Raw genomic sequence first — 21,527 nt, 5'->3', positions numbered from 1 at the left:
TCTTGTTCGCTAAGCCGCAGATTAATGCGATTCTATTGGAGAAATTGAATGAAAAAGTATTTTGCCGTGTCGGTTTTGGCCGCCTCTATTTTTGCTGTTACTGGTTGTCAAGACGAAAAAGCTGAAGCGCCCGCGGTAGAGCAAGTTTCCCTCGAGAAAACTGACGCGGGCACGGTAGCTAAAGCTGCCTTTGAAAGTGCCGAGCAGCGACAAGCCTACGCGATCGGTGCATCAGTATCACGCTATATTGCGAGTACTTTAGAGCAGCAGAAAGAGCTAGGCCTTGAGTTAGATAACGCTTTAGTGCTCAAAGGAATGCAAGATGGTTTAGGCGGTGAAGTTTTGATGTCTGAAGAAGACATTCAAACTACTTTAAAAGAATTAGACGAAAAACTAGCCGGTTTAGTCGAGAAGAAGACGGCAGCAGACGCTGCTGTGGCAAAAGCTGAGAGTGATAAGTTTTTAGCTGACAATGCCGCGCGTGAAGGCGTGACTGTGACCGAGTCTGGTTTGCAATATGAAGTTTTGACCGCCGCTGAAGGTGATAAACCGAGCGCAGAAGATACGGTGACTGTGCATTACAAAGGGACGCTAACCGATGGCACGACTTTCGATAGCTCTTATGATCGTGGCGAGCCAGCAACCTTCCCATTAAACCGAGTGATTCCTGGTTGGACCGAGGGTGTTCAATTGATGTCTAAGGGTGCGAAATACAAGTTCTTTATCCCTTCCGACTTAGGTTATGGTGAAAATGGTGCAGGCAGTATCCCGCCAAATTCTACTTTAATATTTGAAGTTGAGTTGCTTGATATTGAAAAAGCTGATGCTCCTGCTGCGAAAGAGCAACCAGCAAGTTAAGTTTAATTAAGCATTGAGCAATACTAAAAATGCAGTGCCTAGCACTGCATTTTTGTTTTTAGCGTTAAAGCTTGTCGTATTTAAATCGTGAGCAACTTGATTATTTGGCCGCAGCACTTTGCTGACTATGCTGATATAAATGGTCCAGTAACTGGTCTTCAATGGCAAAACGCTCTTCCATTTCCTGCCCAAGTTCTGATAAATCTCTATCAAAGCTGGCAAACTCTAAGTCTTCATTGACCTCGGCATACTGATCATTAAAACGGAGCGCGGTTTCGGTGGTTGCGCTGATCTGTGGCAGTAATTTTTCAGCGGGTTGGCTATCGCCTTCACCAGCACATCCACTCACAATTTGCTCATAAACTTCGAAGTGGCCCGTGGAAACATAATCAACGAGTTGTTCGCAAAAATGACTAATTGTTTCGGGACTCGGCAGTGAACGCTCCTTACTTTCATAGGGAGGTAGCCCCGCGAGATTACAATAAGTGATAAGTAATTGCTTTCTGGCGAGTAACCAAGCATCAATGACTTGACTCGCACCGCCCCATTTGGCTTGGGCTTGTTCTAGTTTTCTTAGCATTGGCATGGCTCCTGAAACTATTAACGTTAGCTCTATAACTAAAGAAAATCGAAGCTTTCGTCAACTGATATTTAGTTTAACTGCGGAGTGGCTAAACATTTGCTGCAGGGAAAGCTTGTTAAGTTGTTTAAGCTTGTTCATTATTTGCTAATAAAGCAAATTTAAGAGCAAGGAACGTGGTGTGAGTAAGCAATTTGGCTGGTGGTTTTTCACCTGTGGTGAGCAAATTTTGGTGATTGCGCAGGGTGAACGCTTGCCCTATGGAGATATTGATGATTTGCCGTTACCTGCATTAGAGTTTAGTCGAGTAGAGCAATTTGCTAGCTATAAAGGTGAGCCCTGCTTGCGTTTAGAACTCGAGCATCCTCAGGACCTCGGGATGGGCGAGTGGGTTGATCTGCGTAGCAGCATGTCGCTGCTTAACTCGCAACTATTTAACCTCGTCGGTAAGGCGCAGCAGTTTGCTTTGTTTTTAAAAACTCATCAATTTTGCGGTTGTTGTGGTCATGCGATGACACGAGTAGATTGGGAGTTAGCCATGTTATGCTCGGCGTGTGGATTTCGCGCCTATCCGCGGGTTTCGCCCTGCATTATCGTATTAATTAGTCATGGTTCTCAGTTATTACTGGCTAATCATCGTCGTCACCAAAAACAAGCACAACCGATTTATACCGCGATTGCAGGTTTTGTCGAAGCGGGAGAAACCTTAGAACAAACTGTACATCGTGAAACTCATGAGGAAACCGGGCTTAAACTTAAAAATTTGCGTTATTGGAAGAGTCAGCCTTGGGCATTTCCTCATTCATTGATGGCGGCTTATTTTGCAGAATATGCCGATGGTGAGTTAAAGATTGATCGCCGAGAATTAGCTGATGCCCAGTGGTTTGAGGCGAACGATTTACCTCATTTGCCGCCTCTTGGAACGGTTGCTCGCGATATGATTGAACATTGGTTAGCCCAAACTTCACTTTAAATGTGATTCATGGGAGTGTTTGAATTGTTAAACTAATGTCTTGAGTTGTTAAAGTAGCTCGTTACAATGCTCTAGCTAAAAATTATAAGGAATCAGAAAAGCCAATGTCGCCATTGAAAAACGATCGCTATTTAAGAGCTCTGTTGAAGCAACCTGTCGATACCACCCCTGTGTGGATGATGCGTCAAGCGGGTCGTTATCTGCCAGAGTATCGCGCAGTACGAGCGGATGCTGGTGATTTCATGACGGTTTGCCGTGATGCAGATTTGGCCTGTGAAGTGACGTTGCAACCTTTACGTCGTTTTGCGCTGGATGCTGCGATCCTATTCTCCGATATTCTAACCATTCCTGATGCGATGGGTTTAGGTTTGTATTTTTCCAGTGGTGAGGGGCCGAAGTTTGAACGGCCAGTGACCAGCCTTGCCGCTGTTCAAGCCTTACCGATCCCCGATCCTGAGCAAGAGCTGGTTTATGTGATGAATGCAGTTCGTACCATTAAGCGTGAGCTAAAGGGTGAGGTGCCGTTGATTGGCTTTTCTGGTAGCCCTTGGACGCTCGCCACTTATATGGTGGAAGGTGGTACGACTAAGTCTTTCAGTGGTATTAAAAAGATGGCCTTCAGTGAGCCACAAACGCTACATTTGCTACTCGACAAACTAGCCGATTCGGTGATCTTGTATTTGAATGCCCAAGTGGCGGCCGGAGCTCAGTCGTTAATGATCTTTGATACTTGGGGCGGCGTATTATCGGAGCGCGACTACCATGAATTTTCATTGCGTTATATGCATAAAATTGTCGATGGTTTGACCCGTCAAGCCGACGGCCGGACGGTTCCTGTGACTCTCTTTACCAAAAATGGTGGGCAGTGGTTAGAGCAGATCGCGGCGACTGGTTGTGATGCAGTTGGTTTAGACTGGACGATTAATATCGCCGATGCTAAGCGACGTGTGGGAGATAAGGTCGCTTTACAAGGCAATATGGATCCATCGATGTTATATGCTCCGGTTTCTCGTATTAGACAAGAGGTTCAGCATATTTTAGACGGTTTTGGTGAAGGTTCTGGGCATGTATTTAACTTGGGACATGGTATTCACCCAGATGTTGATCCCGAGCATGCGGGTGCGTTTATCGATGCGGTACACGAACTGAGTCGTGGTTATCACCAATAACGGTTTATGTTTGATTAGCGGGAATGAATCAGCCAATAGCAGATGCGCTTCGCGCAGCTGCTATTTTGTTTCGCTATGCCATAGTAACGGATTTTGCTATAGTAGCCGCTGTCGTGGAACTCTTTACGGATGAAGTGGTTTATAGGCCGTAATAGAGAATTTGTTGTTATGAAATCACCCTTTCAATTAATCGTCGTACTGATGCTGGTGTTACTCGTGATTGCCATGGTAAAACTGAAAAGCATTGGTGAGCCTCAAGTATTATCTTACCTACCAAAATATTTAGATCAGGAACCTATCGATCTGTCGAGATAGGCTCTGGGTTGATTTGATATTAAAAGCAGATCGCGATGCGCGACTTATCCAAACGAATATGGGTAAGATGAAGTTGGTTAAGGTTGCAAAACAGCGAGTACATCGCGGCAACGATGCTCAAAATTCATTCCGAACGCTCACTTCGCTCCGAAATCTTTAGAAAACTTTGCGCCACTGCATTGTTTCAAGCAGACTATGCGGCATTATCAGGTGGAGTGTTGGTTAGGTCGTGACGTTCATTAGTTTTTTATTGATTGGTGCGGTTGCTGGGCTGATGTCGGGGTTGTTTGGGATCGGTGGTGGCTTGGTGATTGTGCCAGTGCTTATCAGTAGTTTTGCTGCGATGGGCTTTGCTAGCGAATCGGCAATTCATTTAGCGATAGGCACCTCCTTGGCGACGATTTTGTTTACCGCGAGTAGCGCTAGTTATGCTCACTATCGTCGAGGTTCGATTGATTGGTTGATCGCTCGCCGTTTAATGCTGGGGCTGCTGCTTGGTGCTGGCGCGGGGGCTTGGCTTGCCGGGCAGCTTCAAGCTCGGCATTTAAGCTATTATTTTGCCGGATTTCTGTTACTCATGGCATGGTATATGGGCTTTGGGCGTTTACCTAAGGCACAACGAAGTCTTCCTCAGCAGTGGGGGACCAGTGTGCTGGGTGCGCTTGTTGGCGGCATTTCTGCGATGTTTGGCATCGGCGGGGGGACTATTTTGTTTCCTTGCTTAAGCTGGTACGGCTTAGCTGCGCCAAAAGCGGTAGCGATTTCTGCGATATGTGGTATTCCTATTGCTTTGGTCGGGGCTTCAGCCTATATCTACAACGGTTGGGGACTGGCTGAACTACCGCCTGGAAGCATTGGCTATGTTTATTTACCGGCGTGGTTGGGCATTGTATTGACGAGTTCGGTGTTTGCTCGAGTGGGGAGTCGCCTGGCGTATCGATTGCCAGCGAAGCGATTAAAACAAGCTTTTGCTGTGTTATTATTACTGATGGCAATCAAACTATTGAGTACTTAGCTTTGGCTGAGCAATCAGATGACGTTATTCCCGCCTAGTCACGAATGGTTTAGAGATACGTTATGGTGTATTTGTCTGTCGTTGGATTTATTGTGAGCCGTCATTACTCGTCTAGCAATTGCAGTTGCATCCCTAAGATATGATGGCCAGCCCATGTTCGCAAATCGTGATAGAGTGACGTCAACAAATTGATTTAGAATGTGCTGGGTCAATCACAATCAGCGCGAGTATTATGATAAACGTTTCAAATTGAAAATAGAGGAATCACAATGTCATTGTCATTGCTAATCGCGATGCTGATTTTAATCGGCGACGTGTTCGCTATCATTCGTACATTAAAAAGTGGCGCCGAAGTCGGACGCAAATACTTGTGGGTATTTTTAATTTGCTTATTACCGATACTTGGCTTGCTACTGTGGCTGTTTAAAGGCCCCAAGGATTAGCGCTTAACGATTTGTTTCAATAGAGTCTGCATGCTCTTATTGTTATGTTCTAATAAGATCAGCTCGGCTCTAAATAATGCTGGAAGTTCAATTAGACTGACCAGCAACAATAGACTCACCCCCATATCCAGTAGGGACTAAACAATATACTTAGTCCCATTAATGATATCGTTAAATTGATTAGGCCTCGTTGCCATTTACCCAAATAGAAATGATGTAAACCCGCGATAAATAGATAGTTGAGAACAGCATAGCTGTCGGGATCTTTTACCTGTTTTTCCCACAATTGGTAAAATTGTTGGCGTAAGGGGGCGGGCAGCTGACGTATTTCTGCGCGTAGTTGTTCTTGTTGTACTTCTAAATCATCACGTCGGGTCATTCGTTTAGCGACCTAAGGTGACGATCACTGTTTCTCTAGACCAAAATAGCCAAAATCGTCTATTTTCAATTACTTGAAATACTAATTGCCAGCCATTGCTGGCTTCTTTGTTAAGCGTTGCCTCTACTTTTTGCAAGGGCATACCGGAAGCGCCAAGAAATAAGGTCCCTAAGGCACCTTCGGTAATAGCGATAACTTTGTATTCTTGATAAGCCATGATGATTCCTAATCTAAAATAGTAATTGGCTGACTATAAGCTAAGCTTATAGTCAAAACCATAGTTATAGTTCAATCACAAGTGTGGGTTAAGTTTGCTCGAAAGGGGGCCTTTGTGCCGTGAAGCAGGGCGAGAGAATGAGACTACTTTGGTTGACGTTACATATTTGTTATATAATACTGCGATTGCCATATGGGGTTTCAAATTGAATTCATTAACCCTCAATTGTTAGGGATAAGCTATGAAAGTAACGATGCTGTATTACGACGAAGATAATCCCTTGTTGTTACAGCAGCAGGTTTTGTCTGATTTAGGTCAGAGTGAAAAAGGTCGAGTGGTTATCCCTAACGAAAAGAAAGCTGGGAAGATTATTATCGCTATTTTGGAAGGTGAGGTGAAGGTTCTGAACTCTTTAGGAGACCGGGCTTTCGCGGCTTTTGACTTAGAGAAGCAAATTGCCTTTGATGATGGAGGGGAGTAAATCTATTCCACCGTAGATGAACCGCGAGTGACTATCGCGGTTCATTGTTTTTTATACTCTTGCAAAAACTAGCAATTTACCAAATAGTCGCTCTCAATATTTGGTCTGAGTTGTTAAGTTAATCTCCTAGCCATTTATTCCGTTCAGTTACGAGCTCATCGCTTGCGGGCTTGCTGCATATTTTATGTCCCAAGGCTTGTGAGTGGCACATCGCAAAAAATTACGCTTTCAGAAGTGGCTAGGTCAATTCCTCTGCGGATGATTTTCAGCTCATATTTTCTTATTGTCATCTGTATTATCGAGCCTCACCGGGGGCTCAAAATTTAGTGAACCAGAGCGGTTGATGGTAAGCTAATCAGCATTTGATGACCTTAATCGTTTTACTTAGTGTGGAGCAAATAATGCTAACCCCTTGTGATCTCGACCGCTTAGCGAAGTTATCGACTAAGCAGCAATCCTTATATTGTTTGGCCCTACTTCAGCGAATGTCGCCTAATTATTTATTGTTTTGTCAGGCGACAGAACAAGTTCATGAGGCTGATTTTCGTCGTTTACTGGCGTTATTTTGGGAAAGTGCTTTGCACCCGCAAACTAAAATTAACTTTTCGGTTCAGCGAGAGCGCTTCGAAACGCTGATCCCAGATCCTCAATTGTTTGACATGTATGGAGTATATCCAGCGTTAGATTGTTGTGTGGTGGTTGAATGCTTATTGAGTTGTTTACTTGAGCCGACAGGCCAGGAAGCAGAACAAGCTAGTCAGACTTCCTTAGCGAGTGTTTTGAGCCTGTTAGAATTGCAGTTGGGGGAACTCGATGAAGATGCGATGCTGCTGCAAGACTTAGTCCAACAAGAGCTAGAATTTCAAACTGATTTACTGGATATGATCGACCATTTAGAGAAAGGGAAATCGGGGGTGGAAATTTTGAAAACCTTCGCGTTGAACCAAGGTGTGAGTAATCTGGGGATCTGTTTAGAAGACAATTAAATGGTGTCGTCGCCAAGATTATGGATGATTTTGTGACTATTTACGCATAAATTGGTTAAAGCCCCGTCAAATAAGGCGTGAAAGTGGAAAAATTCTTTGCGCAGGGTTTTTTTTTCTCTTAAAGTGAAGCTGGATTATTTAAACGAACGTAAAGGATTTAGATATTATGAATAAAACTGAACTCATTGATGCGATTGCAGAAAAAGCTGACCTATCAAAAGCTCAAGCTAAATTGGCTTTGGAATCAACTTTAGGTGCTGTGACCGACGCACTTAAAGAAGGCGATCAAGTTCAGCTAATCGGCTTTGGTACATTCAAAGTTAACCACCGTGCAGCACGTACTGGTCGTAATCCTCAGACTGGTGCTGAGATCCAAATTGCTGCTGCTAATGTACCTGCGTTCGTCGCTGGTAAAGCTTTAAAAGAAGCTGTTAAATAATAGCGCTTTGACACTAGGGCATGTTGGGCTTTCGTGCTTGATCTTTGTTCGAGATAAAAACATTTTCGTCACGACGAGCGGTATCTAGCTTAGGCCGCTAAGCCAATAGCGCTCCATAAAGTTTTAAGTGCTGATGATGGATCTCGAAAGTTTAACCCCTAGCTCTAGCCCTTTAAGGGCTAGTGTTTCTTTTCTCACCGCTCTCCTTTAGACTTTCCTCTCCACGACCTTTTCCAATATAGTCATGCTGTCTTAGCTGTCTTAGCTGTCTTAGCTGTCTTAGCTGTCTTAGCTGCATTGGCATTTCTGTTTATTTCAGTGAAGGCTTATATCAATCTAAGTCATTATCTGTTGATTTTTGCTGGCCTAAATCACCGCTAACTGCGTCATGTATTTTGTAATTAGAGCCACTAGTTACTGCATTCGATGCCTCGTTATCGGCAGATTTATTCTACGCAATAAGTTGTTCATATAGTGAATCAGATTGGTATTATTGGGTATCTCTTTCTGGCTGTGATGAATCTTTGCCATCGTTGAATTCTAAATTAAGGAAGTATATGAAAGCGTTATTAGTTGTCGCTCATGGCAGCCGCCGTCAGCAATCGAATCAAGAAGTGATTGACTTAGCGGCTCAAATGGCAGGGCAGCTGCCTAGCTATCAGCAAACTCATGCGGCATTTTTAGAATTAGTCGAACCATCAATTAGTCAGCAGATCAATATGTGTGTCGCTGCCGGTATTGTTAACATTACCTTATATCCTCATTTTTTGGCTGCGGGTACTCATGTGGTGAATGATTTACCAAGAATTATTCAGCAAGCTGAAGCAAGTCATGCGGGCTTAAACATCACCTTGTTACCACACTTGGGAGGGTTTGATGGCTTAGCTGCATTTGTGTGTCAATCCCTAGAACAATCCGTGGCAAATTGACGTAAGCGTGCCAGTAACTGCGGAACATAATGAGGATGTGCCATTTGTAATAAGTTGTGCCAATGGCGATGACCTAAGGTTTCTTTAAGCAACAAAATTACTTGAGTCAGTGGCGCATTCAGCAATAGCTCAGGGCGATATAAATAGTCGGCACCTTCTTGAAAAAACCAAGGACTAGCAGTGAAGCACTTAAATAGTTGTTGTTGCTCTGCTGCATGATGCAGTCGCTTGAGCTGCTTTACTGGGCTTAATTGTTTGACTTGTAAACTCAGTTGAGCCAATTCATCGATATTCGCTTGGCTAGGGAGGGAATGTAGAGAAAATAGGGCTTCAGCTAACTCGTTAGATGTAGAGCACTGAAATTTGTAATCGTCTGGGGTGTTTATGCTGCTATCTATACTCACAATCAACTTCTCTCGGTAGTAACCTCCTTGTTGATTTACGACATTGTATAGGCTTCCTATGAATATACTGGCTGATCGGTGAATGCTGGTCAATAGTTATACATTAATTTGTTGAGCTGTACACAAATACGTTTCGCTATTGTTTACTTCCATTTTCCCTAAGATAACTATAATACTTGGCAAACTCCGCCGATTCTGCTGTAGTAGCGCAACATTTCCATCTTGAGAGAAGACCATGAAAGTTGTAAAAGATAGTGTGGTGCGTTTTGAATATACTCTGCATGAAACCGACGGCGCGTTATTGGAAGCGACCGACCAAGATGCGGTCGCTTACCTGCACGGCCATAATTCGATGATTCCTGCGATTGAACAGGCCTTAGAAGGCCTAGAAGCTGGCGCAGAAATCAAGCTAAGTTTGGCGCCTGAAGATGGCTACGGTGTGCGTGATGAAAATGCAGAGCAGCGCGTGTCGGTAAAACACTTGCAAGGCGCTAAGCATTGGAAAGCTGGGATGGCTGCGCTCTTGGAAACTGAGCAAGGCCCTCGTCAGGTAACCGTGGTTAAGGTTGGGAAGTTTATGGCGACCGTTGATACCAATCATCCCTACGCGGGTAAACATCTCGACTTTGCTATCAAATTAATTGAGGCTCGTCCAGCAAGCGCTGAAGAATTGGCGCATGGTCATGCCCACGGTGCGGGTGGGCATCACCACTAAGTCTTATGGCTGAGCGTACATCAGATGGCGCAGCTAACTAGACCATTTCCAGCTGAGCGGATATGCTCAGCTCTTGATTTAAGGCACATAACATCGCTTTTAAGCTCGCGGTGAGAATGTCTTTATCGATGGCGACCCCAAGATAGCGTTTATTCGCGATCTTAGTTTGAATGTAACATACCGCTTCCGCTTCAGCTCCTCTACTTAAGGCATGTTCAGTGTAGTCGAGAACCTCGATAGTGAAGCCAAATTCCTGCTGTAGTCCGTTGACAAAGGCGGCCAGTGCGCCATTGCCATTGGCTTCAATCCTGCAGGTTTGCTCATCCCGTTGTAATACAACCTGTAAATGTTCTTGCTGTTGGTAGCTGATTTGGTAGTGGCCAAGTTGATAGGCATGGCTTTGCTTTAAATAAGTCTGCTGGAATAGCTGCCATATTTTTTCTGGGGTGATTTCTTCACCCGTTTTCTCGGCGTCTTGTTGTACCACTGCACTAAACTCAATGAGCGCCCAACGAGGCAGTTGAATGCCGTAGTCTCGCTCAAGGACATAGGCGATCCCGCCTTTGCCTGATTGGCTATTGATACGGATCACTTCCTGATAATCTCTACCTAAGTCACTAGGATCGATCGGTAAATAGGCCACATCCCAAGGCGCGCCAGTTTGCTGCTGTTCTAAACATTTCTTAATGGCATCTTGATGGCTGCCAGAGAAAGCGGTAAATACCAATTCACCAACATAGGGATGACGTGGATGTACTGGCAACTGGGTACAGTGTTTGACCACTTGTACTATTTCATCGATATTGGCCAAGTCCAACTCCGGATTTATCCCTTGACTGTATAGGTTCATTGCCATCGTCACGATATCCATATTTCCGGTGCGCTCGCCATTGCCGAGTAAGGTGCCCTCCACTCGGTCGGCTCCGGCAAGTTGCCCCAATTCAGCTGCGGCGATCCCACAGCCGCGGTCATTGTGGGTATGCTGGCTAATCACGAGATCTTGGCGATGGTCGATGTGCTGGATAAACCATTCTATTTGATCGGCGTAAACATTAGGCATCGACATTTCAACTGTGGCTGGAATATTAATGATTATTTTATTGTTGGTGTAAGGACGCCACTGGGCAACCACCGCATTACAAATTTCCACCGAGAAATCGAGTTCGGTTCCAGTAAAGCTTTCTGGTGAATATTGAAATTGCCAATTAGTCTCTGGGTAACATTCGGCCTGCCGCTGTAGTTCTTTTGCACCAGTGACGGCTATGTTAATGATACCCGCTTTATCCAGTTTGAATACCTTCTCGCGCTGTGTTCTCGAGGTTGAATTATAGAGGTGCACAATCGCGTTTTTCGCTCCGGCTAGTGCTTCAAATGTGCGCTCGATTAAGCCCGAACGGGCCTGAGTTAATACTTGAATGGAGACATCTTCCGGGATCTGATTGGTCTCGATTAACCATCGCACAAAATCGTAGTCGGTGGTTGATGCGGCAGGAAAACCAACCTCGATCTGTTTAAAGCCGAGCTTCACCAGAAGCGCAAACAAGGTTTTTTTCTGTTCCACCGACATCGGTTCAATCAAGGCCTGATTGCCATCGCGAAGATCCACACTACACCACTGTGGTGCTTGACTGATACTGTTATTGGGCCATTGTCGATTAGGTAAGTGAACCTTCTGAAAGGCTTGGTATTTTTTATAATTAAAAGTGGACATGATTTATCTCTACAGTTGAATTGAATGAATTTAGCCCAACGGACCGCCAGCGCGAGGCTAGAGAGTGCGCTGACGGCTAATTAATCGAAATATGGCAAATGGTAATTTCATTTAAAATTCTCAAGTGGAGAGTGATGAATAAAGTATAAGGAAATCTGCTGAGTGAGTGTTTGCGAGTTATGGTTTAATAAAGTTAATTTAGGGTTATTTATTTCAATCTATAACGATTTTTTGATTTTATTACCCCTTTTAGAAGCTTTTGCTTGAATTTTAAAGCTATGGCATTTGTTTTGGGGGCTCTGCTTCACTGTCGACGCTGAAAAGAGCTAGGCGCGAGTGAAGGCGCTGTGGCTAGATAGATACGGACTAGATGGTGAATTAAGAAACATCAGGAATGGCGTCGCACTTGGCCTGTTTTTCATCTCAGAGCTGAACATAACAGGCCTCTGAGGACTAGAACTTAATTACTGCGCCGATATAGAAACCTTTATTAAAGCTTAAATCGTTTGCAGAACGATAGTGAAACTGAATGCTACGGTAACCTAAGTACACGTTAGCATGGGGCATCAGCGAATAAGCCACTCTTGCATCTAAGTTGTAGTAACGACTTAATTCATGACTGGCTAACACCGAAGGTGCGTAGTAAGCACTTCCTGAAATTGTTAAATCTGGGGCAATGAGAATGGCGTAGTTTCCTCCAATGGTTACGGCATGCGCGTTCGCGTGATGATTTGCCCACAATTTGTTGAACTTAGTGCCAATTGCAAATTTATGATTGTCCTGCTGGTGGGTTGCCTTGATCCCTAGCTCTGCTAAATCGCCTTCAGGTCGAGAGTACATATAGTTTGCCGACACCTCAGCTGCAGGCCCTATCGCGCTGGTAAAACCAGCTCTGAAGGCATCATCATTCAGTTCAAAGTTAAATTCACTCGCATAGACAGTAGGAATAGTGAGTATGGTGATGTAAACCGCTAAAATATAAGTTCTAAACATAAACGTCCTATTAATGAATTGTTTTTCGGATTAAAGTGTGGCAATGGTAGCTATATTTTTTATATTTGTCTTTACTGTTGTATTTTTTTAGTTCTTTGTATTTATTTCGATTTCTCTCGTCTTGTATCTGTTAAGCGAGAAACTGTATCGAACTGAACGGGCAGGGGAGTAAAAACTCGGTAGGCTTGGCAGGAGTGGCCTATATTTAGGCGACAGTGGCAAGTTGCTACTGTGAAGCCTATGTTTGAAAAGGAGAGCAAACATGCCGTTATTCAATCGTTTAGTTGCAGAAGGGATTGGTACTTTTTGGTTGGTTTTAGGGGGCTGTGGTAGTGCTGTATTAGCGGCGACTTTTCCTGAGGTAGGGATTGGCTTGGTTGGGGTATCACTAGCCTTTGGTCTGAGCGTTCTCACCATGGCTTATGCCATTGGGCATATCTCTGGTTGTCACCTTAATCCTGCGGTCACCATCGGTTTAATGGTGGCAGGGCGTTTTTCTAAGTTTGATGTATTTCCTTATATTTGTGCCCAGTTACTTGGCGGATTTGTGGGCGCAATTATTTTGTACTTGATTGCCAGTGGTAGCGCTGATTATGATTTGGCTAGCCATGGTTTGGCGAGTAATGGTTACGGCCTGCATTCACCAGGAGGCTATAGTTTAGTCGCAACCTTTATTTGTGAAATAGTGATGACCTTTATGTTTTTATTCATAATTTTAGGGGCTACTGATCAGCGTGCACCAGTGGGGGGCGCACCCTTGGCGATTGGTTTGGGATTAACTTTAATCCATTTAATATCTATTCCGGTGAGTAATACCTCGGTGAATCCGGCTCGTAGCACTGCGCCTGCCTTAATCGAAGGGGGGATTGCCTTAAGTCAATTATGGTTGTTTTGGCTTGCACCACTCGTTGGGGCGGTTTGTGCTGGTTTGATGTATAAACAAATTGCCGCGAAGAAAGAATGAACTTGATTTGGGCTGTTGATCCTTCATCACTCATGTTATTCCAAGGATCAACAGATTTTGGTTGTCGAGGGAGTAGGGGAAGCAATATTTCTTAGGCTTACTTTTTCGCCTCACGCCTCGAGTCTATAAAATAGCTCTCAAGGTTTATCTTATTTCTAAAGCCGCTGCGCATCGAGAGTGGTCGCAGCGGGACCCATTGAGAGACGGACTATTTATGTTGTCGAGTTACTGGTGACTAACGGTATCCTTAGTCTGCTGGGTGTCGATCACAATATTGCCGTGAGCGCCTGCTTGCATCACGGCTTGATGAGCGGCGCTGGTTTCGGCCAAAGCAAAACTTTGTCCTATCACAGGGCGAACAAATCCCGCTTCGGCACCTGCATAAAGGGCCGTATGGATCTGTTTTAGCTGTGCGCTATCGGCGTGCGCTAAGGCCATTCCCATAATACAAGCATCTCGAGCCATGAGATCTCGAGGATTAATCTCTACACTGCCTCGGCTACCGATCACAACCACGCGTCCTCCTGCATTGAGTAGCGGTAGATCATCGCCTAAGTTTTGATTCGCTAGCATCTCTAATATTACATCCACCCCACCGGCTTGTTGCAGTTGTTGGTAGTGTTGCGTTTGATGGTGGTTTACCACCACATCGGCACCTTGTTGTTTGAGTAGTGCTAAACCGGCTTCGCTGCCAGCGCTGGCAAAAACCCGACAACCCGCAGCTTTGGCGAGTTGAATTGCGGCGAGTCCGACGCCTCCGCTCGCGCCGTGAATAAACACCGTTTCTGCGGCTTGAGCATGGGCTCGAATAAACAGAGCTCGCCAAGCTGTAGCATATGGTGTACCTAAACAGGCACCTTGTTCGAAGCTTAAGTGATTCGATAGAGGATAAACCTGTTGCGGGCTGGCCAAGCATTGTTCAGCGCTGGCACCGCTGAGTGTTCCTGCGCAATAAACTCGTTGTCCGGGACTTAGGCCTGTGACGTCAGCACCCACGGCAATGATCACGCCTGCGGCATCTTTTCCAGGCGTGTGTGGGAAGTTGGCGGTGTAGTTATTACTACCGGCTACGATATAAGTATCTACTGGGTTGACCCCAGCAGCCTTGACTGAGATTAGCACTTGTTGTTGATTTGCAACGAGGTCTGGCAGTTGATTGAGCTTCAGTTGGTCGCCATGGAATTGCGCTTGTATTGCCTGCATCGTTTCTCCCTTATATAGCAGTGACGGTTAGTGGATTAGCATACCGCAGTTTTCTCATTTGTAACGGTTTAAGAAAATACTTGCGAAATTTTTTTATCAAACAATAGTTAACAATTTTCACAAATTCGCTCTGCGCTGTGGTTTGGAAAGCCTTTCAAATGATTTTTTGGTAATTTAATTACTTAAAGTGAAATTTAGTAAGACTAAAATGAAAAAACGTAATGTTAATTGTGTGCTATGTCGCATAATATTAATCCCAAGAGAGAAAGTTACTAACAAAAACACTTTACATAGTTAGCGACTTTTAAGATTGAAGCAAACAAAACAATAGGTGAACATATTATGGAATTATTTGGTTTATTTTACGCATTACAATCACAAGCAAACAATAATCAACAAAGCCAAGCGCAACGTAATCGCTAGTCATTTACAAGCAAAAGGAAAATATTATGTACGATTTATTTGGATTGGTCGCCCTTAGCTACCTAGGTTACAAAAAACACGATGACGCCAGTGTTAAGCAACTGAATCGTTAATCTGATTGATCAACTGAGTTAAACTTTTACTAAAGAGAGAAAAATTATGATGGAATTAATGGGTTTGGTGGCATTAAGCTACTTACAAAACAAAAAGACTGAAGAACAACGTTTCGCGGAGTTAACTCGTTAATTTGTAAGACTTCGTTCAGTTATACTAACACTCAATAATTGTCACACAGAGATCATCGCCGATCAGGCGAAAGCTTCCCCGTTCAGGGTGGCCTAAATCACCTTATATTTAGATTGACTGCAACCAGTCACATGCGCTCAACAGCGAGCGAATAAGGCCCTTGGTCGAATCACTTACGACTCACCGTATTGATGACTGATGAGCAGCCCATCGAATACTAATCTAACCATTACTGGTTTATTTTTGCTAGCCTAGATCACCGCTAACTGCGTGATGTATCTTGTCATTAGAGCCACTAGCTACTGCACTTCCTGGCTGATTATCGGTAAATTAATTCTGCGTAATAAATTGCTCATCTAATTAATTAGATTGCTATAACATCTTCTGGCCAGTATGAAGTAGCTTAACGTTTGGCTAACTCGACACACTCTCGATAGACATGGCAATCCACCAGGTGATCGTTCACCATACCCACCGCTTGCATAAAGGCATAACAAATCGTGGGTCCAACAAAATTAAATCCTGCTTTTTTTAAGGCTTTCGACATTGCTTGTGATTCTGGGCTTTCAGCTGGAATGTCTTGCATATGGGTATAGCGATTTACAATGGTTTTGCCGTTTACAAAGCTCCAAATATAGTCGCTAAAAGTTTGGCCTTGTGCCTCTATCGCTAAATAGGCTCTGGCATTCTTAATAATGGAATTAATCTTAAGCTTATTGCGTACGATCCCTTTGTTTTCCATTAAGCGGGCGCAGTCTTGGTCTTGGTATTGAGCGATTTTGTCTGGTTGGAATTGAGCAAAGGCTTGATAGTAGTTTTGCTGTTTACGCAGAATGGTTATCCATGACAAACCGGCTTGTTGTCCATCTAAACAGAGCTTAGCAAATAGTTCTTTTGAGTCATAAACTGGCCGCCCCCAGCTATGGTCGTGATAATGTTGATAATCTGGGGCGTCACCACACCATGTGCAGCGTTTGATTAAAGCCTCTTGGGTCATCGTGATTACTCCTTAAAAGAATTCTTGGCTATTGCTCGCCTTGATAAGGCTTGGCTAATCTTCTGGAACATCATCCATATCGGGGATTTGATGCCCCGTTGGTGTTGGCCGCGAGGGGCTCTCGGGTTTAGGTGGCAGCGTGGTCGCCTCATCATCTGTAACTTGGGGGGTGGCATCATTCTGGTTTAGGCTGGGTGTTAGCCCCATCTGTTCCGCATTATTCTCGACAACTTTTTTCTTCACTTGTTCACCCTGTTGTTCAAGAGCTTCTATGCTTCGGCGTTCACCAAGGTTAAACACAGCGTAACCAGCGCTGACAAATTGGTCCTGAGCACGGCCAAGAACGACGGCATTGAAAGGTGCGTATAGATTCTCGATTTCATTATTAATCGGGTTGCTAATTTCACCTAACAGTTGCCCCTTGTTTACTTTTTGCCCTAGGTTGACTTTGTTTATCAGGATCCCGCCTTGGCGAGAGCGCAGCCACTCGGAGGCATAAAATACCGGTTGTGGTGAAGACCAAAAGAAAGAGCGCGGCAACATACCGATGGAACTTAAATAACTGCGTAGCGCTTTGACGCCAGTTTCAACCATTTTTACATCAACGGTGAAAGGACCTCCCACTTCCATCACCACCGCGGGGATCCCAGCGGCGGTTGCTGCGCCACGTAAGCTGCCTGGGGGAGCAATGCTTTGTAGTACCGAAACCGCACCAAATTGTTTGGTTAATTCCGCAACCGAAGTTAGAGTGATATCGGCCCGTAATTGAGTCACATTTTCCCGAAACATTGAGCCAGAATGCAGATCAATGACACTGTCACAGTGACGGATAATGCTGGTAAATAAGCTATAAGCGACGCGAGAGGCGGTTGAGCCGTTAGCATTACCAGGAAAGGCGCGGTTAAGATCACGTCGGTCTGACATATAGCGATCTTTGCGCCATAGTCCGTCAATATTGACCACTGGAACCGAGATAATGCTGCCTTTGAGATTTTCTGGTTTTAGGTTTTGTACGACTCGGCGGGCAATTTCAACCCCGTTGACCTCATCACCATGGATCGCGGCAGTTAAACATACGGTTGGCCCTGCTTCTTTACCATGCAATACCACGACCGGGGTGGCCATTTCGAAGCCACCAGGCAGGTGACCGGAAAACCAATCTAGGGTGGCTTTGCTGTTCGGTGAGAGCTCGGTATTGAGTAAATGAAGCGGTCCCCATGTCGCTTGCTCTGGGGGCGGCTCGGCTAAATTTTTCTGAGTTTTGCTCGAGAGCGGATCGTTGCCAACAACTATCGGAATAATGTTTTCGGGTTGGGCCGGCAAAGCTTGTTTGTCATCGCCTGACTTTTGTTGCAGGTCCAGCTCGGTAGGGTTTGCTTCGACTGACTTTCCCTTCGACTCGGTTTCTGGGAGGATGTTTGGTTTAGGCTCGGGGATTGGTTGTGGTTCACTCGATGCCGTGTCGTTTTCAATAAGTGCGGGATTGAGCGCTTCTTCATATTGTTCTTCTTGTTCGGTGGCAAACAGCATAGAACTAACGCAAAGCAAGGTGAAGCATAGCGGGATACGAAGCAACATAAAGTTTCCAGTTATCAATGAGTCAAGGATAGATACCTATCCAATATTGGTAAGTGTAACAATTATCACAGTAAAAGGCCTTATTGCTTATTAGAGCAGAGGCTATATCGTAAGGGTTAAAAACCAATAAACAGTACTTAAGGTATTGATTAGAGCCTTACGGTTGAAGCGCCCTAAGGCAACTCGGCTTGAATGAGTACATTACGTGGACTAGTTTGAAAGGGGAAAAGTTCCACGAGTTTTAGCTGATAGCCATGCTTTTGTAAAAATAAGCAACGGTCCAGAATCAGCCAGCGCTCTAAGATGGGTCTAAATAGTTGTTGTATCAGTTCACTTTTACGTACTTGAAGATGGCGCTCTCGTCCTAAGTTTAAATAATCTGCCCAGTCGATGGACTCTGGCAGCGCCAGTTGGTGTTGTTGACTCGCCCATTGGGCAAAATCGGCAAAGCTACTCCCTTGAGCAAACCAGTGTTTCGCCACCGACGGCAACGCTTGGTAGTCGCTTTGCCCAGTCACTTGCTCGCGTAAACATTGGTAACTTAAGCGCCAATGGATCTCGGTTTGACGTAGGTTTTGCACCCGCTGACCCGAGGTAACCGACTGAGCCACGGCCAAGCGTAAGTCCGCTTTACTCAATTGAAGGGAGCTTTGTTGAGCCTGCTCGGAGAGCGGCTGATAGTAAGGGGTGCTAATGAGGTGATAGCAGCAGGGGCATAGGCTGAGTCGTTGTGGTCGCTGCTGACTGGCTAAGCGAAGTAGCTGTAGGTGCAACTCACCGCAAGCGTGTAAGGCCACTACATGTTGTTGCTTGTTGAGCGTGGCTTGGGGAGGCTCAGCTAATACATCACAGTGTTCAAAATGTTGGCTTAAGTTTAATTTTTGGGCCAACTGTTGCCCCTCTTCACAGAGCGGTGCCTGCCACTCTAGGCTGGTGACGGGCAGCTGGTGATGGTAACTAATGAAGCGCCCCAAGTGACCTTTGCCTGCACACCACTCCAATACTGGTCTTGTCTCGCCGTGTAATTGTTGGCAAAAGGCTGCAATTTGTTCCAATTTACGGCCTTTAATACCGTTACTCAACCAAAATGGGCTGGTTAAACTGCGCGTTTGAGGAACCGTTAAGGGCCATGATTCTTGGTTTTGCGTTAGTTCTGGGAAATACTCAGCAAAATAGCTTCTAGCCAGCGTGGGCTGTTGTTCAAATTGGGTCAGCTGCTCAAGGCTTAGTTGTTCTAAGCGGTGTTTGAGTGAGGGCTTTGGCCAAGGGAATGTGTGATGGGCAAAAGGACTGAATTGCCAATAGTCTTGGTAATCTGTAAGCCATTGATCATAGCAAGCAAACAAACGCTGAGTTTGTTTTACCGAGATGAACGCAGAAGTAAATGTCATTGGTTTAATTAAGATAGACCTTGGTAGCGTCCACTTTTGTGATTCAATGATATCACGATATTGAGCGCGACCGCGCCAACAATGGACCATAGTAAAACGCTTAATGGGACGAGGAAGTAAGAGGCAGCAACAATCATAATATCGAGCCCCATTTGCACCTGACCTGCACGAATATTAAAACGTTGTTGTAAATATAAGGCTAGAATATTCACCCCGCCTAAGCTGCCTTTATGGCGGATCAGGATCAACATACCAGTGCCAATTAAGAAACCGCCACAGAGTGATGCATAACTTCTCTCAATATGTGAAACACTGAGGACCAGATGCATATAATCGGTAAACAAAGAGACCAGCAATACACAAGCGACGGTGCGAAAAGTGAAGCTTTTGCCCATCTTGGCAAAACCCAAAATAAAAAAGGGTAAGTTAATGAGTAAAAATATTTGACCAAAGCTTAACTTAAAAAATTGACTGGATAACAGAGCCAAACCCGCGGTACCACCAGTGAGTAATTGAGTCTGTTTAAAGAAAAATAGTCCTAAGGAAACCATCAGGCTGCCAATTAATAGGGCTAAACCATCTTCTAATAAATTATGCTTTTCCATGTTACGCTCTTCGCAATGATGACAGTGAATAATAGCACTGCTTGAGTAATATTGAGATTAAGCTTTGCATCATGTGAAAAATACAAAAAAAACCACTAAATATCGATCATTTAGTGGTTTTATATGTTATTAGCATTCAGCTTAAGGCTTAGCCTTGGCTTTTTTCTCGGGCGATAGCGCGGTAGCCGATGTCGTGACGATAGAACATACCGTTCCAAGACACTTTTTTGACTAAGGCGTAGGCATTGGCTTGAGCCTCTGTCACGCTGTTGCCTAAGGCGGTAGCACACAGCACTCGACCACCACTAGTCAGGAGCTGACCGTCTTTTTCGCTAGTCCCTGCGTGGAATACTTTGGCGTCTAGGCTTTCTTCGCTCAAGCTGGGTAGGTTAATCACATCTCCTTTCGGGTAATCACCTGGGTAGCCTGCAGCGGCGAGGACCACACCCATGGCTGCACGAGAGTCAAATTCGGCAGTTTTACTATCGAGTTTACGATCAACGGCGGCTAAACATAGCTCAACGATATCAGATTGCATTCGCATCATTATCGGTTGGGTTTCTGGATCTCCGAAGCGACAGTTATATTCGATGATTTTTGGCATGCCATCAGCCATGATCATCAAACCAGCATATAAGAAACCAGTGTATTCGTTGCCTTCAGTAGCCATGCCTTTTACTGTCGGCATGATCACTTGATCCATAATGCGTTGGTGAATTTCAGGCGTTACTACTGGTGCGGGTGAGTAAGCCCCCATGCCGCCGGTATTTAAGCCGCTGTCACCGTCGCCAACTCGTTTATGATCTTGGCTGGTGGCCATGGCTAATACGTTGCTGCCATCCACCATCACGATGAAGCTAGCTTCTTCGCCATCTAAGAACTCTTCAATTACCACGCGTGAACCTGCTTCACCAAAGACGTTATCGGCGAGCATATCTTCGATTGCCGCGATTGCTTCGGCTTCGGTCATCGCCACAATCACGCCTTTACCTGCTGCTAAGCCATCGGCTTTTACCACGATGGGGGCGCCCTGCTGCTTAACATAAGCAATGGCAGGTTCAACTTCGGTAAAGGTTTGGTAGTAACCCGTTGGGATGTTGTGACGGGCTAAAAAATCTTTGGTAAAAGATTTAGAGCCTTCAAGCTGTGCTGCTTTTTCGGTGGGGCCGAAGATCTTTAGACCCGCAGCGCGAAAAGCATCCACCACGCCAATCACTAAGGGGCCTTCAGGGCCGACAATGGTCAGTTCAACTTGGTTCTGTTGCGCAAAGCTCAGTAGGCCGGCAATATCTTCAACATTAATTGCAACATTTTCCAGCTTTGGCTCAAGCGCCGAACCAGCGTTGCCGGGGGCCACAAAGACTTTATCAACTAAAGGAGACTGGGCGGCCTTCCAAGCCAGCGCATGTTCACGGCCACCGCCGCCAATCACAAGTACGTTCATTTTTGTTTATCCAATACTGAGCAAACCCGGCTTGGTCAGGCCAAGCCACAATATAAAACAGCCAGCGTA

At 45.0% G+C, this 21,527-nt stretch carries 24 protein-coding genes; 12 read left to right on the top strand and 12 right to left on the bottom strand.

All coding sequences use genetic code 11. The features are described from left to right. Window positions 1–48: 48 nt before the first annotated feature. A complete protein-coding gene (fkpA, locus tag ACRRSX_RS20100) occupies window positions 49–858 on the top strand; it encodes an FKBP-type peptidyl-prolyl cis-trans isomerase (protein WP_432455813.1) in 810 nt (269 codons plus the stop codon). 100 nt (window positions 859–958) lie between these two features. On the opposite strand, the gene rsd is transcribed toward fkpA, so the two are convergent. Next, entirely contained in the window at window positions 959–1,438 is a 480-nt protein-coding gene (gene rsd, locus ACRRSX_RS20095) for a sigma D regulator (protein ID WP_432455814.1), read from the bottom strand. 181 nt (window positions 1,439–1,619) lie between these two features. Here rsd and nudC point away from each other — a divergent pair, with 181 nt between their 5' ends. The 5 genes from nudC (at window position 1,620) to ACRRSX_RS20070 (ending at window position 5,353) form a co-directional block, all read left to right on the top strand. After that, window positions 1,620–2,411 (top strand): NAD(+) diphosphatase, encoded by a 792-nt coding sequence (nudC, locus tag ACRRSX_RS20090; RefSeq protein ID WP_432455815.1) that lies wholly within the window; start codon window positions 1,620–1,622, stop codon window positions 2,409–2,411. A 104-nt stretch (window positions 2,412–2,515) separates the two neighbouring features. Continuing rightward, window positions 2,516–3,580 carry a uroporphyrinogen decarboxylase gene (gene hemE, locus ACRRSX_RS20085; RefSeq protein ID WP_432455816.1) on the top strand — a complete coding sequence of 355 codons (1,065 nt, stop codon included), beginning with the start codon at window positions 2,516–2,518 and terminating at the stop codon, window positions 3,578–3,580. 168 nt (window positions 3,581–3,748) lie between these two features. Continuing rightward, on the top strand, window positions 3,749–3,895 hold the full coding sequence (locus ACRRSX_RS20080) for a hypothetical protein (RefSeq protein WP_432455817.1): 147 nt from the start codon (window positions 3,749–3,751) through the stop codon (window positions 3,893–3,895). Between the two features lie 229 nt (window positions 3,896–4,124). Further along, the gene (locus ACRRSX_RS20075) at window positions 4,125–4,910 is read left to right on the top strand and encodes a sulfite exporter TauE/SafE family protein (protein WP_432455818.1); all 786 of its coding nucleotides are present in this window, start codon (window positions 4,125–4,127) and stop codon (window positions 4,908–4,910) included. Window positions 4,911–5,179: 269 nt separating this feature from the next. Beyond that, window positions 5,180–5,353 carry a PLDc N-terminal domain-containing protein gene (locus ACRRSX_RS20070; protein ID WP_432455819.1) on the top strand — a complete coding sequence of 58 codons (174 nt, stop codon included), beginning with the start codon at window positions 5,180–5,182 and terminating at the stop codon, window positions 5,351–5,353. Between the two features lie 115 nt (window positions 5,354–5,468). On the opposite strand, the gene ACRRSX_RS20065 is transcribed toward ACRRSX_RS20070, so the two are convergent. After that, the gene (locus tag ACRRSX_RS20065; protein ID WP_432455820.1) at window positions 5,469–5,732 is read right to left on the bottom strand and encodes a hypothetical protein; all 264 of its coding nucleotides are present in this window, start codon (window positions 5,730–5,732) and stop codon (window positions 5,469–5,471) included. A gap of 4 nt (window positions 5,733–5,736) precedes the next feature. Beyond that, window positions 5,737–5,949: a DUF4177 domain-containing protein gene (locus ACRRSX_RS20060; RefSeq protein ID WP_432455821.1), complete on the bottom strand. Its 213-nt coding sequence runs from the start codon at window positions 5,947–5,949 to the stop codon at window positions 5,737–5,739. A 241-nt stretch (window positions 5,950–6,190) separates the two neighbouring features. On the opposite strand from ACRRSX_RS20060, the gene ACRRSX_RS20055 reads away from it, so the two are divergent. The 4 genes from ACRRSX_RS20055 to ACRRSX_RS20040 all read left to right on the top strand — a co-directional run bounded on the left by ACRRSX_RS20055 (window position 6,191) and on the right by ACRRSX_RS20040 (window position 8,784). Next, entirely contained in the window at window positions 6,191–6,430 is a 240-nt protein-coding gene (locus ACRRSX_RS20055; RefSeq protein WP_432455822.1) for a TIGR02922 family protein, read from the top strand. A 401-nt stretch (window positions 6,431–6,831) separates the two neighbouring features. Beyond that, a complete protein-coding gene (locus ACRRSX_RS20050; RefSeq protein WP_432455823.1) occupies window positions 6,832–7,416 on the top strand; it encodes a YjaG family protein in 585 nt (194 codons plus the stop codon). 166 nt (window positions 7,417–7,582) lie between these two features. Continuing rightward, window positions 7,583–7,855 (top strand): nucleoid-associated protein HU-alpha, encoded by a 273-nt coding sequence (gene hupA / locus ACRRSX_RS20045; protein ID WP_432455825.1) that lies wholly within the window; start codon window positions 7,583–7,585, stop codon window positions 7,853–7,855. A 557-nt stretch (window positions 7,856–8,412) separates the two neighbouring features. After that, window positions 8,413–8,784 carry a sirohydrochlorin chelatase gene (locus ACRRSX_RS20040; RefSeq protein ID WP_432455826.1) on the top strand — a complete coding sequence of 124 codons (372 nt, stop codon included), beginning with the start codon at window positions 8,413–8,415 and terminating at the stop codon, window positions 8,782–8,784. Here ACRRSX_RS20040 and ACRRSX_RS20035 read toward each other — a convergent pair. Continuing rightward, a complete protein-coding gene (locus tag ACRRSX_RS20035) occupies window positions 8,754–9,188 on the bottom strand; it encodes a hypothetical protein (RefSeq protein ID WP_432455827.1) in 435 nt (144 codons plus the stop codon). The two genes, ACRRSX_RS20040 and ACRRSX_RS20035, sit on opposite strands and share 31 nt — an antisense overlap. Window positions 9,189–9,423: 235 nt before the next feature. On the opposite strand from ACRRSX_RS20035, the gene ACRRSX_RS20030 reads away from it, so the two are divergent. After that, window positions 9,424–9,903: an FKBP-type peptidyl-prolyl cis-trans isomerase gene (locus tag ACRRSX_RS20030; protein WP_432455828.1), complete on the top strand. Its 480-nt coding sequence runs from the start codon at window positions 9,424–9,426 to the stop codon at window positions 9,901–9,903. Between the two features lie 37 nt (window positions 9,904–9,940). Here the strand turns inward: ACRRSX_RS20030 and leuA are convergent, their stop codons facing one another. Beyond that, window positions 9,941–11,614: a 2-isopropylmalate synthase gene (leuA, locus tag ACRRSX_RS20025; RefSeq protein WP_432455829.1), complete on the bottom strand. Its 1,674-nt coding sequence runs from the start codon at window positions 11,612–11,614 to the stop codon at window positions 9,941–9,943. Window positions 11,615–12,067: 453 nt separating this feature from the next. Then, entirely contained in the window at window positions 12,068–12,607 is a 540-nt protein-coding gene (locus ACRRSX_RS20020; protein WP_432455830.1) for a YfaZ family outer membrane protein, read from the bottom strand. A 262-nt stretch (window positions 12,608–12,869) separates the two neighbouring features. Between ACRRSX_RS20020 and aqpZ the strand changes: the two genes are divergently transcribed. Continuing rightward, complete coding sequence (aqpZ, locus tag ACRRSX_RS20015) at window positions 12,870–13,571, top strand: aquaporin Z (protein WP_432455831.1); 702 nt, start codon at window positions 12,870–12,872, stop codon at window positions 13,569–13,571. Window positions 13,572–13,796: 225 nt separating this feature from the next. On the opposite strand, the gene ACRRSX_RS20010 is transcribed toward aqpZ, so the two are convergent. The 6 genes from ACRRSX_RS20010 to purD all read right to left on the bottom strand — a co-directional run bounded on the left by ACRRSX_RS20010 (window position 13,797) and on the right by purD (window position 21,458). Next, window positions 13,797–14,774: an NADPH:quinone reductase gene (locus tag ACRRSX_RS20010; RefSeq protein ID WP_432455832.1), complete on the bottom strand. Its 978-nt coding sequence runs from the start codon at window positions 14,772–14,774 to the stop codon at window positions 13,797–13,799. Window positions 14,775–15,846: 1,072 nt separating this feature from the next. Beyond that, entirely contained in the window at window positions 15,847–16,440 is a 594-nt protein-coding gene (locus ACRRSX_RS20005) for a DNA-3-methyladenine glycosylase I (RefSeq protein WP_432455833.1), read from the bottom strand. A 54-nt stretch (window positions 16,441–16,494) separates the two neighbouring features. Beyond that, window positions 16,495–18,018, bottom strand: a complete 1,524-nt coding sequence (locus tag ACRRSX_RS20000; protein ID WP_432455834.1) for a succinylglutamate desuccinylase/aspartoacylase family protein — start codon at window positions 18,016–18,018, stop codon at window positions 16,495–16,497. A gap of 173 nt (window positions 18,019–18,191) precedes the next feature. After that, window positions 18,192–19,409 (bottom strand): class I SAM-dependent methyltransferase, encoded by a 1,218-nt coding sequence (locus ACRRSX_RS19995; protein WP_432455835.1) that lies wholly within the window; start codon window positions 19,407–19,409, stop codon window positions 18,192–18,194. A gap of 8 nt (window positions 19,410–19,417) precedes the next feature. Further along, window positions 19,418–20,014, bottom strand: coding sequence for a YitT family protein (locus tag ACRRSX_RS19990; RefSeq protein WP_432455836.1), 597 nt, complete (start codon window positions 20,012–20,014; stop codon window positions 19,418–19,420). A 148-nt stretch (window positions 20,015–20,162) separates the two neighbouring features. Further along, complete coding sequence (gene purD, locus ACRRSX_RS19985) at window positions 20,163–21,458, bottom strand: phosphoribosylamine--glycine ligase (RefSeq protein ID WP_432455837.1); 1,296 nt, start codon at window positions 21,456–21,458, stop codon at window positions 20,163–20,165. Between the last annotated feature and the right edge of the window lie 69 nt (window positions 21,459–21,527).

Source organism: Agarivorans sp. QJM3NY_30 (assembly GCF_050870855.2).
Lineage (GTDB): Bacteria > Pseudomonadota > Gammaproteobacteria > Enterobacterales > Celerinatantimonadaceae > Agarivorans.
The sequence above is the reverse complement of the archived record's forward strand: the minus strand, read 5'-3'. Positions and strand labels throughout refer to the sequence as shown.